This is a genomic window from Candidatus Methylacidithermus pantelleriae, from assembly GCF_905250085.1.
Taxonomy (GTDB): Bacteria; Verrucomicrobiota; Verrucomicrobiia; order Methylacidiphilales; family Methylacidiphilaceae; genus Methylacidithermus; species Methylacidithermus pantelleriae.
Genome location: NZ_CAJNOB010000023.1, coordinates 32843 through 47700, shown reverse-complemented (window position 1 = coordinate 47700; position 14858 = coordinate 32843). Strand labels below are relative to the sequence as shown.

Annotated in this window: 22 protein-coding genes; 2 read left to right on the top strand and 20 right to left on the bottom strand. The window is 56.0% G+C overall.

Annotated features, from left to right (window positions below):
* Positions 1-498 precede the first annotated feature (498 nt).
* Complete coding sequence (gene recD2, locus KK925_RS06340; protein WP_174582062.1) at positions 499-2724, top strand: SF1B family DNA helicase RecD2; 2226 nt, start codon at positions 499-501, stop codon at positions 2722-2724.
* 283 nt (positions 2725-3007) lie between these two features.
* Here the strand turns inward: recD2 and KK925_RS06335 are convergent, their stop codons facing one another.
* The 3 genes from KK925_RS06335 to KK925_RS06325 form a co-directional block, all read right to left on the bottom strand.
* Positions 3008-3535 carry an OB-fold nucleic acid binding domain-containing protein gene (locus KK925_RS06335; RefSeq protein ID WP_174582061.1) on the bottom strand — a complete coding sequence of 176 codons (528 nt, stop codon included), beginning with the start codon at positions 3533-3535 and terminating at the stop codon, positions 3008-3010.
* A 51-nt stretch (positions 3536-3586) separates the two neighbouring features.
* Complete coding sequence (locus KK925_RS06330) at positions 3587-3769, bottom strand: hypothetical protein (protein WP_174582060.1); 183 nt, start codon at positions 3767-3769, stop codon at positions 3587-3589.
* Positions 3770-4070: 301 nt separating this feature from the next.
* Positions 4071-4772 (bottom strand): phosphopantothenoylcysteine decarboxylase domain-containing protein, encoded by a 702-nt coding sequence (locus tag KK925_RS06325; protein WP_174582059.1) that lies wholly within the window; start codon positions 4770-4772, stop codon positions 4071-4073.
* Positions 4773-4901: 129 nt separating this feature from the next.
* Between KK925_RS06325 and lipA the strand changes: the two genes are divergently transcribed.
* Entirely contained in the window at positions 4902-5816 is a 915-nt protein-coding gene (lipA, locus tag KK925_RS06320; protein WP_174582058.1) for a lipoyl synthase, read from the top strand.
* Here the strand turns inward: lipA and secY are convergent.
* The 17 genes from secY to rplB all read right to left on the bottom strand — a co-directional run bounded on the left by secY (position 5813) and on the right by rplB (position 14836).
* Complete coding sequence (gene secY / locus KK925_RS06315; RefSeq protein ID WP_174582150.1) at positions 5813-7309, bottom strand: preprotein translocase subunit SecY; 1497 nt, start codon at positions 7307-7309, stop codon at positions 5813-5815. The genes lipA and secY overlap by 4 nt on opposite strands.
* Before the next feature lie 120 nt (positions 7310-7429).
* Positions 7430-7885, bottom strand: a complete 456-nt coding sequence (rplO, locus tag KK925_RS06310; RefSeq protein WP_174582057.1) for a 50S ribosomal protein L15 — start codon at positions 7883-7885, stop codon at positions 7430-7432.
* Positions 7886-7975: 90 nt separating this feature from the next.
* Positions 7976-8629, bottom strand: a complete 654-nt coding sequence (gene rpsE, locus KK925_RS06305) for a 30S ribosomal protein S5 (RefSeq protein WP_174582056.1) — start codon at positions 8627-8629, stop codon at positions 7976-7978.
* A 56-nt stretch (positions 8630-8685) separates the two neighbouring features.
* Positions 8686-9051 carry a 50S ribosomal protein L18 gene (rplR, locus tag KK925_RS06300; protein WP_174582149.1) on the bottom strand — a complete coding sequence of 122 codons (366 nt, stop codon included), beginning with the start codon at positions 9049-9051 and terminating at the stop codon, positions 8686-8688.
* Between the two features lie 35 nt (positions 9052-9086).
* Positions 9087-9629, bottom strand: a complete 543-nt coding sequence (gene rplF, locus KK925_RS06295; RefSeq protein ID WP_174582055.1) for a 50S ribosomal protein L6 — start codon at positions 9627-9629, stop codon at positions 9087-9089.
* A gap of 18 nt (positions 9630-9647) precedes the next feature.
* Positions 9648-10031 (bottom strand): 30S ribosomal protein S8, encoded by a 384-nt coding sequence (rpsH, locus tag KK925_RS06290; RefSeq protein WP_174582054.1) that lies wholly within the window; start codon positions 10029-10031, stop codon positions 9648-9650.
* Between the two features lie 18 nt (positions 10032-10049).
* Positions 10050-10235, bottom strand: a complete 186-nt coding sequence (locus tag KK925_RS06285; RefSeq protein WP_174582053.1) for a type Z 30S ribosomal protein S14 — start codon at positions 10233-10235, stop codon at positions 10050-10052.
* Between the two features lie 46 nt (positions 10236-10281).
* Positions 10282-10857 (bottom strand): 50S ribosomal protein L5, encoded by a 576-nt coding sequence (gene rplE, locus KK925_RS06280; protein ID WP_174582052.1) that lies wholly within the window; start codon positions 10855-10857, stop codon positions 10282-10284.
* Positions 10858-10869: 12 nt separating this feature from the next.
* Positions 10870-11181, bottom strand: coding sequence for a 50S ribosomal protein L24 (gene rplX / locus KK925_RS06275; protein ID WP_174582051.1), 312 nt, complete (start codon positions 11179-11181; stop codon positions 10870-10872).
* Positions 11178-11543, bottom strand: coding sequence for a 50S ribosomal protein L14 (rplN, locus tag KK925_RS06270; protein WP_174582050.1), 366 nt, complete (start codon positions 11541-11543; stop codon positions 11178-11180). Before rplN ends, rplX begins: the two co-directional genes overlap by 4 nt.
* Entirely contained in the window at positions 11540-11851 is a 312-nt protein-coding gene (rpsQ, locus tag KK925_RS06265; RefSeq protein WP_174582049.1) for a 30S ribosomal protein S17, read from the bottom strand. Before rpsQ ends, rplN begins: the two co-directional genes overlap by 4 nt.
* Positions 11852-11860: 9 nt before the next feature.
* The gene (rpmC, locus tag KK925_RS06260; RefSeq protein ID WP_174582048.1) at positions 11861-12079 is read right to left on the bottom strand and encodes a 50S ribosomal protein L29; all 219 of its coding nucleotides are present in this window, start codon (positions 12077-12079) and stop codon (positions 11861-11863) included.
* 6 nt (positions 12080-12085) lie between these two features.
* The gene (gene rplP, locus KK925_RS06255) at positions 12086-12514 is read right to left on the bottom strand and encodes a 50S ribosomal protein L16 (protein WP_174582047.1); all 429 of its coding nucleotides are present in this window, start codon (positions 12512-12514) and stop codon (positions 12086-12088) included.
* A gap of 24 nt (positions 12515-12538) precedes the next feature.
* Positions 12539-13189 (bottom strand): 30S ribosomal protein S3, encoded by a 651-nt coding sequence (gene rpsC / locus KK925_RS06250; RefSeq protein WP_174582046.1) that lies wholly within the window; start codon positions 13187-13189, stop codon positions 12539-12541.
* A 14-nt stretch (positions 13190-13203) separates the two neighbouring features.
* Positions 13204-13545 (bottom strand): 50S ribosomal protein L22, encoded by a 342-nt coding sequence (gene rplV, locus KK925_RS06245; protein WP_174582045.1) that lies wholly within the window; start codon positions 13543-13545, stop codon positions 13204-13206.
* Positions 13546-13588: 43 nt separating this feature from the next.
* Positions 13589-13867, bottom strand: a complete 279-nt coding sequence (gene rpsS / locus KK925_RS06240; RefSeq protein WP_174582044.1) for a 30S ribosomal protein S19 — start codon at positions 13865-13867, stop codon at positions 13589-13591.
* A gap of 117 nt (positions 13868-13984) precedes the next feature.
* Positions 13985-14836 (bottom strand): 50S ribosomal protein L2, encoded by an 852-nt coding sequence (gene rplB, locus KK925_RS06235; protein ID WP_174582043.1) that lies wholly within the window; start codon positions 14834-14836, stop codon positions 13985-13987.
* Positions 14837-14858: the final 22 nt, after the last annotated feature.

The following is a 14858-nucleotide window of genomic DNA, read 5'->3' as shown; positions in this document are numbered from 1 at the left end:
GTTCTCCGGGGGGAGAGGGCCAACCGGAGCCTTTACGGGACGACCCGGTGGGGTCGTAGCCCCTAGTTAGTCTCGAAAACTCCCTCCGGAGAACCCCTACGGATTTACCCTTTCCCGTGGCCTATCGTGTCGCCCTGGATTTTTCAAGGATCGTGGATAGGACATAGATCCAAGGCACCACGGCAATAACCACGAGGAAGATAAACGCATAACCCGCCATGGTCGGTCACCCCCTTTCGAGTTGCGTTTATCTGACGCACTCATGCCGTGCTATGAGAAAATAAGCCATACCTTGCCCCTTCCCGCAAAAAGTTTTGATATCCAATTCCTCTCCCCTCCCTTTGCTTGCGAGTTTCATGCAGGATCCTCCCACTCCCAAGGACCTGCCAACGGAACGAATCAGGGGAGAACCCAGGCTGGCTGCCGCTCGAGCTCATGAGCCGTGCGGGCCTCTCTTGTCAAGATGGGGCTATTGGGTTCACACTTAGGGCTAAAGGCATGGAGCAGGAACTTTTGCGCTCCTTCCAGAGGTTGACTGGGCGGATCGAGCGGATCGTCGCTTTTCATAAGCACACGGGCTTTACCGTCCTCAAGGTCAGGATATCGTCCGAAAAAACCTCACTGGCAACCTTGGTGGGCCAAACCATCGCACCCAGAGTGGGACAGGAAATTGAGGCTTGGGGTCACTGGTTCCGGCACCCTCGCTTCGGGCTTCAATTTCAGGCAAATGAGTTAAAGGTTCTGCCTGCCTTTAGTTCTGAGGGGCTTCAACGGTATCTGGCCAGTGGCCACATTCCCAGCATCGGCCCTGTACATGCTCAAAAACTGGTGGAAAAATTCGGAATAGACCTGCCGGCCATCATTGAAACTTCTCCCCACCGACTAGAGGAGGTGGAGGGCATCGGCCCGAAACGCCGCGAGCAAATCTGCCAGGCATGGCAGCGAGAGAAAGCAACCCAAAGAACCCTTCTTTTCCTTCATAGCCTGGGTATTGGTGGAGGACGAGCGGCGCGCATCTACGCAAAGTACGGGCCCGATACCGCAAGGAGAATTCAAGATGACCCGTACCAGCTCGCACGGGAAGTTCCTGGAATCGGATTTACCATGGCCGACTCCCTTGCGCGCAACTTTGGCATTCCGGAAGATTCTGATCAACGGATGCGGGCTGCCATGGAATATCTTCTGTGGCAAGCTGCGACACAGGACGGGCATACAGCCCTGCCGTGGGAAAAACTCCTCGAGGAGTCTTCTCTGCTTACGGACCTGTCGGAAAAGACTCTAGAAGCCTGTCTTGAAAAGTGCGTGGAAAAGAAGGTCCTAACCGCAGGATCGTTCCCGTGTGGGAAGCTTGTCTACCTGCCCTGGTTGGACCGGATGGAGTCGGGTGTTGCCGCCCAATTGGGCCGGCGGTTGCGCGAGCAGTTTCTCGACCGACCAATCGAGCTTTCCCAGGCCATAGAAGCCTGGAAACAAAGAAGCCAGCTCACGCTCACCGCCTCGCAAGAGCGTGCCCTGGCCCAGGCTTTGACTCATCGTTTTGTCATTCTCAGTGGAGGACCCGGCGTAGGAAAAACCACCTTAGTGCGAGCTCTTTTGGAAATTTTTCAGGCACAAGGCATGCGGGTTGAGTGTTGTGCTCCAACAGGTAGAGCTGCCAAGCGTCTCGCCGAGGCTACCGGATTTTCTGCAAAAACGATTCATCGACTATTGGAAATTCGGCCAGGAGAGGAGGATCAACCTTCGAACCGGATTTCTCGCCTCCTTTGCGATGTTCTCATTGTGGACGAAGCTTCCATGCTTGATCTACCCTTGTTCCATTGGGTCCTCCAAGCTCTTCGCGAGACCGCTTCCTTGATCCTCGTTGGTGATCCCAACCAGCTTCCGGCTGTTGGGCCGGGAGCTGTCCTTGATGAAACCCTTAGAAGCGGAGTTGTTCCCGTAGCAGAACTCACGGAAGTGCTTCGCCAATCCCAAGGAAGTCACATTGTCCGAGCTGCCCATGCCATCTTGCACGGGAGGCTTCCCCCATATTCGTCCGAACCGGAGACGACGCGTGACTTTTACTTTATTCCAAGGGAAGATCCCCAAGAGATTGCAGAACTGGTGATCGAACTTGTGGCAGAGCGAATCCCTGCTCGATTTGGATTTCATCCCATCCGCGATATCCAAGTCCTCGCCCCCATGAACCGGGGTGTTCTTGGGATCCGGGAGCTTAACCTTCGGCTGCAGGAACGGCTCAACGGCAGGGCCACACCCATGATCGAGCGATTCGGGTGGCGATTTCGTCCAGGAGATAAGGTCCTTCAGATTGAAAACGACTATCAAAAGCAAGTTTTTAACGGGGATATTGGGGAAATTGTTACGGTGAAACCCGCAGAAGGACGCCTTTGGGTCGCATTCGACGAGCGGATGGTTGAGTATGATGCGCGGGAGCTCGATGAGCTTGCCCTAGCCTACGCGATTACGATCCACAAATCGCAAGGCTCAGAGTTTCCGTGCGTCGTCATTCCCCTGGCGATGGAACAATATGTCCTTCTTCACCGTAGTCTTCTCTACACAGCGCTTACCAGAGCCCGCCAGCTTGCCGTCATCCTCGGCCAAAAGCGAGCTCTGGCTCGAGCCGTGTATCATAATGAAGCACTCGTTCGTTACTCTGGCTTGCGCTACCGGTTGGCGGCATCCCAGGAGAAGTCCCGGACGGCTGGATCGTTCCATGGACTGTAATGAGCCTTCTCCTCCCAGGGGCAGATGGCAAACACCTGGGTTCTTTCTTTGTCCTCATGCCCACATTCTGGCGATATATCTTACCTGTAAGATGGCCTTGGCGCACCATGCTACCCGCCTTCCGGTCGCTTCTCGCAAACGAGAATCCTTCCCCCTCTGCACGGAGCTCTGCCAACCAATCGTGCGCTCCTAAAAAGGATCCGCTTGCAGCCCCCTTTTCGCTCCCACGTAGCGATGACGGGGTTACCATGCCGTAACCAATGGCGATCGCACGTACAGGGTTCTACTCTCTACCGGAACGCCTGAGGATAAGCCCAGTCGAAGGGAGCTGCTCTTGGGGCGGGGTTATCCCCGAAGGATAGAGGCCCAGAGGTGGCCAAAAGATCACATCCGTAAAGAAAGGTTCCCCCGGGAGACTTAGCCTGGCTTGCGCCGCAGCCACAATTCGCTGGGCCTCGATCTCGTTGTAAAAGGTGTACCGTCCCACGCGCTTGGTTTTGAGGAACTTACCGGTGACTTGCACTCGCTGACCGTTCCGAAGTCCCTGGTGTTTCCACGCAAAAACGAGCACCGACGCTCCCGCATCCTCCAAACGGAATGTGGTGTACGGGTTCCCTGCGCGGGAGGTGCGCTCCCGATAGCCGGTAACCGTTCCCATCACCGTAACGATCTGCCCGTCGTAACGGTCGCTATTCTTGACAAGGGCCAAGACGGCGATCGTCACCTGAGCCTGCAAGAACCCTATGGTCAAAAGCAAAAGAAAAAACCCAAAGGAAAGCCCCAAACAGAGCCGGCTCGCGTCTCGGTGCATCGACCTACGCCGAAAGATCACTCTCTTGGATAATCTTGAAGCTATTGGCTGTCACAGGCAAACGAGTTCTCTCCCCCATCCTCTTTGCAAAAGAGACTCTTCCCTATGGTTGATGTCAAAAAGAGGCGGCTCAAAGAGAACCGTTGACTCATACAACGTAAGACCGGAGAAATGAGTGACGTCCTCAAGACGACGCGACCAGTTGCAGGAAAGATCGATGCACGGGTGCGCCAATGCCGCCCTTGAGAATGACAGGGAGCGGAAGGGGCGCAAATCCTGGACGGCTTCTCCCAGGAGCGGCGCTGGTGGCGGAAGCAGGCAACGAGTCCAATCTTTTTTCTCCTGCCTACGGGATCTCCTTTGGGCCCACTACCGAAACACAGCAAAAAAGGTCACTTTTTGGACCCCGGTGCGTCGTTTTTGCGGATACCAGCTCAGTTCCTTACGAGAAAATCCAACGACTTTGCGCCGGCCCTGCTTTTTTTGCCCCGTGCCTCTTTGAGAGTTGGGCTTCGAAAAAGGGAGAGCCTAACCCCTAGCAAGACGGCTTCCTTTCTGGATCCTGGTTTCCAATGGCATCCTCCGGTCTCCCCCAGTGGATCAAAAAATCCTCGAGAATCTCAGCCAGGGCTTGCACATCCCTCGCATGTCGACGCAAACCTTCAGGCCCGACAACCCCGTACCCCTCTCCATATCCTCGCCCGTTTAGCACACAGAAGTGACTCCGGGTCTCGACCACCTGCTGGACTGCACGCTGGAGACTACTTACCCGATCTCCCGTAACTTCGAATTTCCATCCCACCCGCATGGCCCCGGGAAACCAGTCCGCCAACCGGTTGATCACCTTCGGCAACGGGACAAGCTCGACATGGTAGACCGCCTGGCTCGGCAATTTCAGACGATGAGGTACAGGCTCACCCTTCTGGTTCCAAATCTGGCCTACCCGGAAATCGCAAAGAGCCGCCGTGTGGAACACGGCCTCAACGGAAGATTCTTTGGCCGCAGCCTCTAACAGACGAGCCAATTCTTCATTGGTGCCGAAGCGTTCCACCACAAGGTTTGTCTGGCTCGACAACGAATACTTGGACAGAGTCCCAAGAAAGATCCAGACTTTGTGCCCCTTCTTCAAAAAATGCTTGGCAAGAGTGACTGCGGTTTTTCCCGTAGCACAATTCGTTAGAGTCCGGACCTCGTCCAAAGGTTCGTAGGCCGGTCCTCCTGTAATGAGGATATTCACCGCGAGATCGAGCCTGCAACATACTTAGGTCACGTTTGCTTGCCAGGCCCAAGAAAACATTCTCCACAAAGAATCTCGCTTTTTTTCTTCTCGACTCGCCCGCTTTGGCCCTTTCCCTTATTTTCTCTTATGGCGGTACTATCCGAAGAGGTCTCGGTATCGGTCAAGCGAAAGCCCCCGTGGTTACGGGTTCGTGCCCCTGGCGGAGCAACTTACCTCCAGTTAAAGAAAACGCTTTCGCTTCTTAAACTCCACACGGTTTGCGAGAGCGCCTGCTGCCCCAATATTGGCGAGTGCTGGGGGAAAGGGGCTGCCACGATCATGATTCTCGGAGAGACCTGTACCCGCAGTTGCCGTTTCTGCGCGGTCGCGACAGGAAAGCCGGCCCCTCCGGACCCCAATGAGCCCCTGCGTGTTGCCGTTGCTCTACGAGCCATGGGTCTCCGATATGCAGTCATTACTTCTGTTGCCCGGGATGATCTCCCGGACGGGGGAGCTGCGCATTGGGCTCGAACCATCCGAGAAGTCCGCAGGGTGAACCCCGCCATGGGAATTGAGGTGCTGGTACCCGACTTCCGGGGTCGCCCAGAAGCTTTGGAGACGGTTCTCGCTGCTTGCCCAGATGTCGTGGCTCACAATGTCGAGACGGTTCCACGGCTACAAAGAGCCATCCGTCCTCAGGCTCGTTTTAACCGCTCGCTCCAGGTGCTTCGACAAGCCCGGGAAGCCGGCTTTCTTACTAAGACGGGACTGATGCTGGGGATTGGAGAAACCCAAGAGGAGATCCGGCAATGCCTGGAAGAACTTGCTGCCATTCCTGTTGACATCCTCACCCTCGGGCAATACCTGCAACCTTCGCCTTCCCACCGCCCGATTCACCGGTGGGTTCCGCCGTCGGAGTTTGAACAGTGGCGGGCGATCGCATTTGAGCTGGGATTCCGCTCGGTTGCTGCAGGCCCGCTGGTGCGAAGTTCCTACCGTGCCGAGGAGCATGCGCAAGCTGCAGGTTGGAAGGCTTCCGGAAGATCCGGGCCTTATCCCTAACGTTTGGCCAAAGAGATCGTGATCCCGGCGATCACCAAAAGTCCAATAAAAGCGTAGAGCCACACTAGAACCCCTTCTCGGACCGTGGCGCCGGTTCCTCCCACGGGGGCCATGGAGCGGCCGCGAAGCCGGCCCTTACGAAGAAAGCCATCGTAATGCCGTTGTAAAAGATAGGTTTCCGCTTGGCGCATCGTATCAAGAATCACACCGACCACAATGAGCAAGCTTGTTCCTCCAAAAAACTGCGCGGTAATGGCGGGGATGCCAAGTGTCCTCTGAACGACCATAGGTAAGACCGCCAGAGCAGAAAGAAACACCGCTCCGGCCAGTGTCAACCGGGTCATCGCATGATCCAGAAACTCGGCCGTCGGCTGGCCTGGGCGAATCCCCGGAATAAAGCCGCCGTGCTTCTTTAGGTCCTCTGCAATTTGAACCGGGTTGAATTGAGTCGCTACCCAGAAGAAAGAGAAAAAGAAAACAAGCAAGATGGTCAAGGTGTAGTGAAGCCATCCTCCTGAAAGCGACGTAGCTAAGGCCGCTGCTATCCGCGATCGGGGAAAAAGAAACCCTACCATCGTCGAGGGGAACAAAAGAAGGGCCTGCGCAAAAATGATGGGCATGACTCCTGCATAGTTCACCTTGAGGGGGATAAAGGTGGTTTGGCCCCCGTAAACGCGAGTTCCGCGCACTTGTTTCGCATACTGCACGGTCACCTTGCGCATGGCTTGCGTCATGGCGACGGTGGCCGCGATAACTCCAAAGAGAAAAACAAGCAAAAGAACTAAAAGAAACGGACTAGCAGCCGTCGCCGCCGAAGGCGAAACGAGCTTTCCCCAGGCTTGAACCAAAGCCGCAGGCAATCGTGCCAGTATACCCACAGTGATAATAAGGGATACCCCGTTACCAATTCCCCTATCCGTAATCTGTTCCCCCAGCCACATGAGGAGCATGGTGCCTGCGGTAAGCGAAATCATCGTGGTCAAGCGAAAGCTCCATCCGGGCTCGGCCACCAGAGGAACCCCCAGCCGTTCGATCACCCCGCTAATCCCGTGGAGAAGAGGGATCGTTTCCGGATTTTCAAAACCTACCGAAAGGAGGTAGCCTTGAAAGAGGCAAAGAAAGACGGTTAACACTCGCGCGTACTGGGTAATTTTCTGTCTCCCTCCTTCTTCTCGCGCCATCTTCCCAAGACTCGGGACAACCACCGTCAAAAGTTGCATCATGATGCTCGCGCTAATGTAGGGCATGACGCTTAGGGAAAAAACCGCGCAGTTTTCCAAAGCGCCGCCACTAAAAAGATTGAGCATCCCCACCACAGACCCCTGAGCTTGCTGGTCGATTACCGTCGCAAAGTATTCCCCAAGGACGTGGGGGTTGACCCCCGGGGTGGGAATTGCAGAGCCGATACGGATGACGACGATCAGGGCCAAAGTAAAAAGAAGCCTTTGCCGCAGCTCGGCAATTTTAAAAGCGTTGACGAAGGCGCTAATCATTTCTTTTTTTTGCCCATCCCAACCCCTAGGGAATGGAGCCATAAACTGTGGGCTTTCACTGTTTCCTTCACTCTCGTCTGGGCAACGAAGGAAAACCCAGGGCGCTCCTTTTCTATGGGGCTAGCTAGCTCTCTTTGGCACCGTTTCGACTTTTCCCCCGGCTTGTTCGATCTTGGCCTTTGCCGCCTGGCTCACAGCTTGCACTCGAACGACGATTCTTCGATGAATCTCACCGCCCCCCAAAATTTTTACTCCGTCCCAACGTCCCTTGACCAGCCCCACCTTCCGGAGGACCTCTTCGTCAATCACCTCTTCCGAAAGCCTCTCGAGAGCTCCCACGTTAACTGGTGCATAACGGGTCTGAAAGGCGCGATGGTTAAATCCCCGCTTCGGAATCCGCCGGATCAGGGGCATCTGCCCACCCTCAAAACCTGGCCGGATACTCCCTCCCGAACGGGCTTTCTGGCCCTTGGTTCCCCGACCCGAGGTTTTCCCGTGACCCGAGCTTTCCCCGCAGCCCACGCGTTTGACCCGATGTTTCGCACCCGGTCTGGGTCGTACCTCGTGAAGCCTCATGAAATTGTCTCCTTCCCTAACACCGCTCCCCAAAAGCGCCAGGCCTTTGCCTGGAGAGAGCCTGCGTTCCCCAACCCCTTGGGCTTTCCTTTAGGCCCGAAGGGCCTCACCCAAATTGCGGTCCCTCGCCATGGACCGGCCTAACGGTTTCCCCCGCAGCCTCTCCACCGTTTCCCTCGACTTTAGTTGCCGCAAAGCTTCCAGGGTCGCCTTGACCACGTTATAGGGATTACTCGAACCAAGCGATTTCGTCAAAACATCCCGGATCCCTGCGACTTCTACAACCGCTCGCACAGCCGCTCCCGCAATAATCCCAGTCCCCGGAGAGGCCGGCTTTAACAGCACCTTCCCGCCATCAAACTCGCCGCACACCTCATGGGGAATCGTGTGGCCATCAAGGACAATTTCCTCCATGTTCTTTCGTGCCGATTCCGTGGCCTTCCGGACAGCCTCTACCACCTCATTGGCCTTTCCAAAACCAACACCCACCTTTCCCATGCGATCTCCCACCACCACAAGGGCTCCGAAACTATATCGGCGCCCCCCTTTGACCACCTTGGCACATCGATTGATGTGCACCACCTTATCGCAGAGCTCTGCCTCAGAAGATCCCACAAGGTGCCGATCCAAGCGCTTGGGAAGAACGACTCGCCGACCCGCAGCCGCGGCCGTTTCCTCCTCCAACACGACAGGATCTTCCTGGATAACCCCTTCCTCTGCCACTTTTTTTTCTTCGGTTTCCATAAGTTTCGTGCTTAAGCAAGAAAAACCTCTTCCGATGATCGTCCCATAGGAAACGTTTAGAACACGAGCCCCGCGGCCCGCGCCGCATCGGCCAAAGCTTTCACCTTTCCGTGATACCGATATCCCCCACGGTCAAAGACCACCTGGCGAATGTTTTTCGCAAGCGCTCGCTCGGCCAGGATACGTCCTACCACCGCAGCCGAAGCCTGGTTAGGTCGCAAGGGCTGCTCCGCCAGCTCTTTTTCCGTAGTCATCACGCTCGCCAGAGTTCGCCCCGCTGTATCATCGATCAATTGGGCGTAAATGTGCCGCCCCGTAAAACACACGCAAAGCCTAGGACGATCGGGCGTCCCGTTCACCTTCTTCCGCACCCGAAGGTGCCTCCGGTGCCTCGCCTCTTTCCTGGATTTCACCCGGATCATGGCCAGGTCTTGAGAAAGCTCGATGGTAGGAGAGTTCACTTGCTCTGAGCCGTCTTCCCTTCCTTGCGACGGATAACCTCTCCGACGTAACGGATCCCCTTCCCCTTGTACGGCTCCGGGGGATACAACCGCCGGAGGGAAGCTGCCACCTCACCGACTCGCTGTTTGTCGATTCCTTCAATCACAATCTGGGTTCCTTCGCGAACCGTAACTTGAATCCCGTCAGGGATCGGAAAAGAAATGGGATGGGAAAATCCGAGATTGAGTTCCAGTTTCCGGCCCTGCAGAGAAGCTCGGAACCCGATCCCCTGAATCTCCAATTCCTTCCGGAAACCCTGGAACACCCCCTGGACCGCATTGGCCAGAAGGCTCCGGTGAAGACCATAGAAAGCCTTGTGCTCTCGTTCTTGTCCATGGTTTTCCAGCCGCAACGAGCCATCCTCCACACGGGCCTCCAGAAAAGGAGGAAGCTCGTGGGCGAGCTCCCCCTTCGGCCCCACCACCTGGACCTTTTTGCCCTCAACAACCACGCGTACCCCCTGAGGAATCGGAATAGGTTTTCGACCGATGCGAGACATAGCCGTTATTGGTTACCTTTAGTAAACCATCGCTAAAAGCTCTCCGCCGACGCGCAAACGCTTCGCTTTGTGGCCAGCCATGACCCCCTTGGAAGTGGAAAGGATACAGATTCCCATTCCCCCCAGGACCCGAGGGATGCACTGGGCTCCTACATACCGGCGCAATCCAGGCTTGCTTACTCGCTGGATTTTGGTGATCACTCCGGGTGGTTTCAGCACCACCCGAACAAAAGGCTTATCGTCTTGGTAAATCACCTCCACTTGCTCAATATATCCTTCCTCCTTGAGCACTTGCGCGACATCCCTCTTTAACCGAGAGTAGGGAGCGACAAGCTCCCGCTTTCCCGCCCGCGAGGCATTGGAAAGACTCGAAAGAAAATCTGCCAAGGGATCCGAACTCATACACACCTTCGTCCTAACCTACCAGCTCGCTTTGGTTACGCCAGGGAGTTCTCCCCAAGAAGCCATCTCCCGGAACTGGATCCGGCTAATCCCGAACCGACGCATATAGGCCCTGCGCCGTCCCGTAATCGCACACCGGTTATACTTTCGCACTCGGAATTTCGGAGTCCTTTGCTGCTTAACTCTCCATGCTTTGGTCGCCATAAAAGCGTCTTTTCCTCACGGTTCTTGGCCTGGCTGCCTTAACCAGCTAGGCTGCTACGACCTCTGGCTTTTTCATATCCGCAAACGGAATTCCCAGCCTCGCCAAAAGTTCCTTTGCCTCGGCATCCGTTCGCGCCGTCGTCACAATCGTAATATCAAAACCCAAGCTACGCTTGGTTTCCTCTAGCTCAACTTCGGGAAAAACGGTGGGATCTTCGATCCCAAATGTATAGTTCCCCCTCCCGTCAAAGGAACGCGGGGAAAGTCCTCGAAAGTCTCTCACCCTGGGCAAGGCCGCCCATAACAGCCGCTCTAAAAATTCAAACATCCTCCTCCCTCGAAGGGTAACCTTACAACCAATCGGCTGGCCTTTCCGTAACTTAAAATTCGAAATACTTTTTCGAGCCACCGTCCGGATGGGCCGTTGCCCGGTGATCAAACTCAGCTGCCGGATCGCCTCCTCCACGGCCACCTTGGGATCCGCAGCGGAACCCACACAGCAATTAATCACAATCTTTTCGAGCTTGGGAACCTCGTGCAGATTGCAGTATTTCCCTGTCGCCAGGAGTCCTGGCCGGACTTCTTGAATCCATTTTTCCTGTAACACAGATTTTTCTCCCATCGTAACGAAAACCTACGTTCCGCTTGGGGCCGCTTGCCGTTTGTTTTTGCGTCGCTCGTATTCCGCAACGAGCATCACGTTGGAAATGTGAATGGGTGCCTCCTTTTCCACAAATCCCCCTTTGGGGTTTTCCGCGGAAGGTCGCACCGCCTTTTTCAGCATGCGAACCCCTTCTACGACGACCCGATTCCACTTCCGCTGGACCTCCAACACCTTCCCCTGCTTCCCTTTCTCTGCCCCGGAAATGACGACGACCACATCCCCTTTCTTCACGTGAAAACTTCGTTGAGGAACCTTCGGCTGGCGAGGAAAACGTCCCCTCATACAACCTCCGGCGCCAGGGAGAGAATCTTCATAAAATTCTTCTGGCGCAATTCCCGGGCCACCGGCCCAAAAATCCGCGTTCCTCGCGGGTTAAGATCTTTATCAACGATTACGACCGCATTACTGTCAAACCGCAGATACGATCCATCCTCCCGGCGAATCGGGTGTTTCGTGCGGACGACCACCGCCCGGACCACTTCACTCTTTTTCACCGCACCATCCGGAGCCGCCTCCTTGACCGTGATCGTTATGAGATCCCCTACCCGAGCATACCGGCTCTTTTTCCCTATCACCCCAATCATGGTGCCCCATTTGGCTCCCGTGTTGTCCGCAACTTCTACCCAAGATCTCATCTGAATCATGGTGTCACCTCCTCGATCCTGGGCTCTTCCTTCCTAAGAATTTCCACAACTTCCCACCGTTTCAAGCGGCTGAGCGGGCGCGTTTCCCGGACCTTGACCCAATCCCCTTCCTTGGCCCGGTTGCCCTCATTGTGGGCGTAAAGCCTTTTCCGTTTGGTCACAATCTTCTTGTATCTTGGGTGGGGCACACGCCGCTCCACCAGGACCACAACCGTCTTGTCCATTTTGGCCGAGACCACCCTCCCGACTCGCTCCTTACGGAGAATTCTCTCTGGCGTTGGTTTTTCTTCTACGGGTACCTGACTCATCGTTTTCCCCTATTTTCTGGCCCCGGACAAGCGCTGCCCTTGTCTTTGTTCGGCCAAGACAGTCTGGATCCGCGCCACCAACCGGCGCAATTCTCGAAAACGGCTGGGCTTTTCCACTCCTCCTGTCCGCTTCTGAATCTTTAAGTGAAAAAGCTCCTGCCGGGCTTCCTGAAGCATCCTTTGCAACTCCTCGTGGGACAGTCCTCGGATCTCGCTCGTTTTCTTCATGGCTCCTTACAACACCCGCACGGGCTGTTCTCGCACGACAAACCGGGTTTTGACGGGGAGTTTCCCAGCCGCCAATCGAAAACATTCCCTTGCGACCGATTCGGGAAGCCCGTCCAGCTCAAACAGAACATTACCGGGGCGTACCACAGCTACCCAAAACGCTGGTTGCCCCTTCCCCTTTCCCATCCGCGTTTCCGGCGGCCGCTGGGTCACCGGTTTGTCCGGAAAGATCCGGATCCACAGCTTCCCCCTGCGACGCACGTGGCGCGTGATTGCAATCCGAGCCGCTTCAATCTGCGCGCTGGTAATCCAAGCGCGTTCCAGCGTCTGAAGCCCATAGGAACCGAAGGCCACCGAAACCCCACGCCAGGCGTTTCCCTTCCGGCTTCCTCGCTGGGCTTTCCGATACTTAACCCGTCTTGGTAAAAGCGCCATTTTCCCATCCCTCCTGCTAACGGCCTACGATGGGGAAAGACCCAGACTTTCCGTTCTTCGACAAATCCACACTTTCACCCCAATCTTGCCTGCGGTGGTCAAAGCTTCGGCAAACCCGTAATCAATATCCGCCCGCAGCGTGTGCAAGGGGACCGTCCCCTCTTGATACCTCTCGGCCCGGGCGATCTCCGCTCCCCCAAGCCGACCCGCCACCCGGATCCGGATCCCAGCCGCCCCCGCCGCCATGGCCGCCTGCACCGCTTTCTTCATGGCCCTGCGGTGAGAAATCCTCCGCTCCAGCTGAAGCGCAATATTTTCGGCCACCAGCTGCGCCTCCAATTCCGGCTGCCGAACCTCCTTGACATCAATCAAAACCTCCCGATCCTTTTGAAGCATTTCCCGGATCTCTTCCCGCAACCGGTCCAACTCCGCCGCTTTCCGCCCAATGACCAGTCCCGGCCTCGCCGTGTGAATATTGATCCGCACCCGATTTCCTGCCCGCTCAATGACCACCTTGGAAACCGCCGCATTGGCCAATTTCTTCTTGATGAAGCGACGGATCTGGTAGTCTTCCAAAAGGAAGGCCACATAATCCTTTTTCTCGGCATACCAGATCGACCGCCAGTTCCGGTTGACGGCTAGGCGCTGCCCGATCGGATTTGCTTTCTGTCCCATATCTGGTCCTCTTGTCAGCTGGGGGAACTTTCCACCAGCACGATGCGAATGTGACTTGTCCGTTTCCGGATCGGCCCAGCCATTCCACGGGCCTTGGGCTGATACCGCTTCAGGCTGGGCCCCGTTCCCACAACGGCCTCCTTAATGACAAGCTTCTCCCGCCGGAGATTATAATTATTTTCCGCATTGGCGACCGCAGAGTGAAGCGTCTTATAAAGAAGACGGGCCGCTTTTTTCGGGAAATGAGGCAACACCTCCAGCGCCCGCACCGCTGGCATCCCGTGAATGACCCGAGCTACCTCCTGCGCCTTCTGCGCCGAAATGCGGCAATACCGACTCTCCGCGCGTACTTCCATCTGGAACCATCCTCCCTTTCGTCAGGCAAACTCGCCCAAGGACCTACCGAACGGCCTTCTCGGTATGCGCCCCATGCTTGCGAAAGTTCCGGGTGGGAGAAAACTCTCCCAACCGGTGTCCCACCATGTTCTCAGTCACATAGACCGGGTGAAAGATTTTTCCATTATGCACCAGAAAGGTATGACCGACAAAATCCGGGATGATCATCGAACGGCGGGACCAGGTTTTGATGGGCTTTTTGATTCCCTGCCGGTTGAGTTTCTCCACCTTCTCTAACAGGTGAAGATCGACAAAAGGGCCTTTTTTCAGACTCCGACTCATATCCTTTCACCTCCCAAAGCCATCCGACCCTATCCATTCTCCGGCCAGCTTCCCGCCTTCCGGGAAGGATCACCAGGCACCCCAGCCCGGCAACCCTCCGGTCCCCCTACCATTCGGTCACTTTTTCTTTTTCTTCTTCGGGCGACGCTCCACAATGAACCGGTTCGACGGCTTATTTTTCCGGCGCGTCTTCAAACCCTTGGCCAGCTGTCCCCACGGGGATTCCAGCTGCTGCCAACCCCCTCCACCTTTACTTTTGCCCTGCCCCCCTCCTTGGGGATGATCGACCGGGTTCATAGCCACCCCGCGGACACGAGGTCGCCAACCCATCCACCGCCGCCTCCCTGCTTTCCCCAGGGATACGTTCAAGTGATCCGGGTTGCCCACTTGCCCGATCACCGCATAGCACAAGCCATGGATCTTTCGGACCTCCCCAGACGGAAGCCGCACCAAAGCGTACTCCGCATCAAAACCCAACAGCGTAGCGCTTGTGCCTGCCGCCCGTGCAATCTGCGCTCCCCTTCCCGGCAAAAGTTCCACATTATGGATCGGGGTGCCTGGAGGAATTTTTTGCAGCGGTAACGCGTTGCCAAGAGCCGGCTCAGCGTCGGGGCCATTGCGAATCCGGCTTCCAACCGACAGCCCCACCGGGGCGATCACATAGCGCTTTTCGCCATCCTCATAGCGAACCAGAGCAATTCGAGCCGAGCGCACCGGATCGTATTCAATGGACTCAACCACCCCGTCGACTCCGCGTTTGTCACGCTTAAAATCGATCCGCCGATACCTCTGCTTGTGCCCTCCCCCACGATGACGAGCCGTGATCCTGCCATAACAGTTGCGCCCGCCCTTTTTTTTGAGCGGTTCCGTCAACGATTCCTCATACTCTGCCCGCGTAATCTCCTCAAAATCGGGCAGTTCCGCGAAACGCAGCGAGGGAGTAATCGGGCGAAATCGTTTGGTTCCCATAGTGGTCTACAAGATAGAGCAC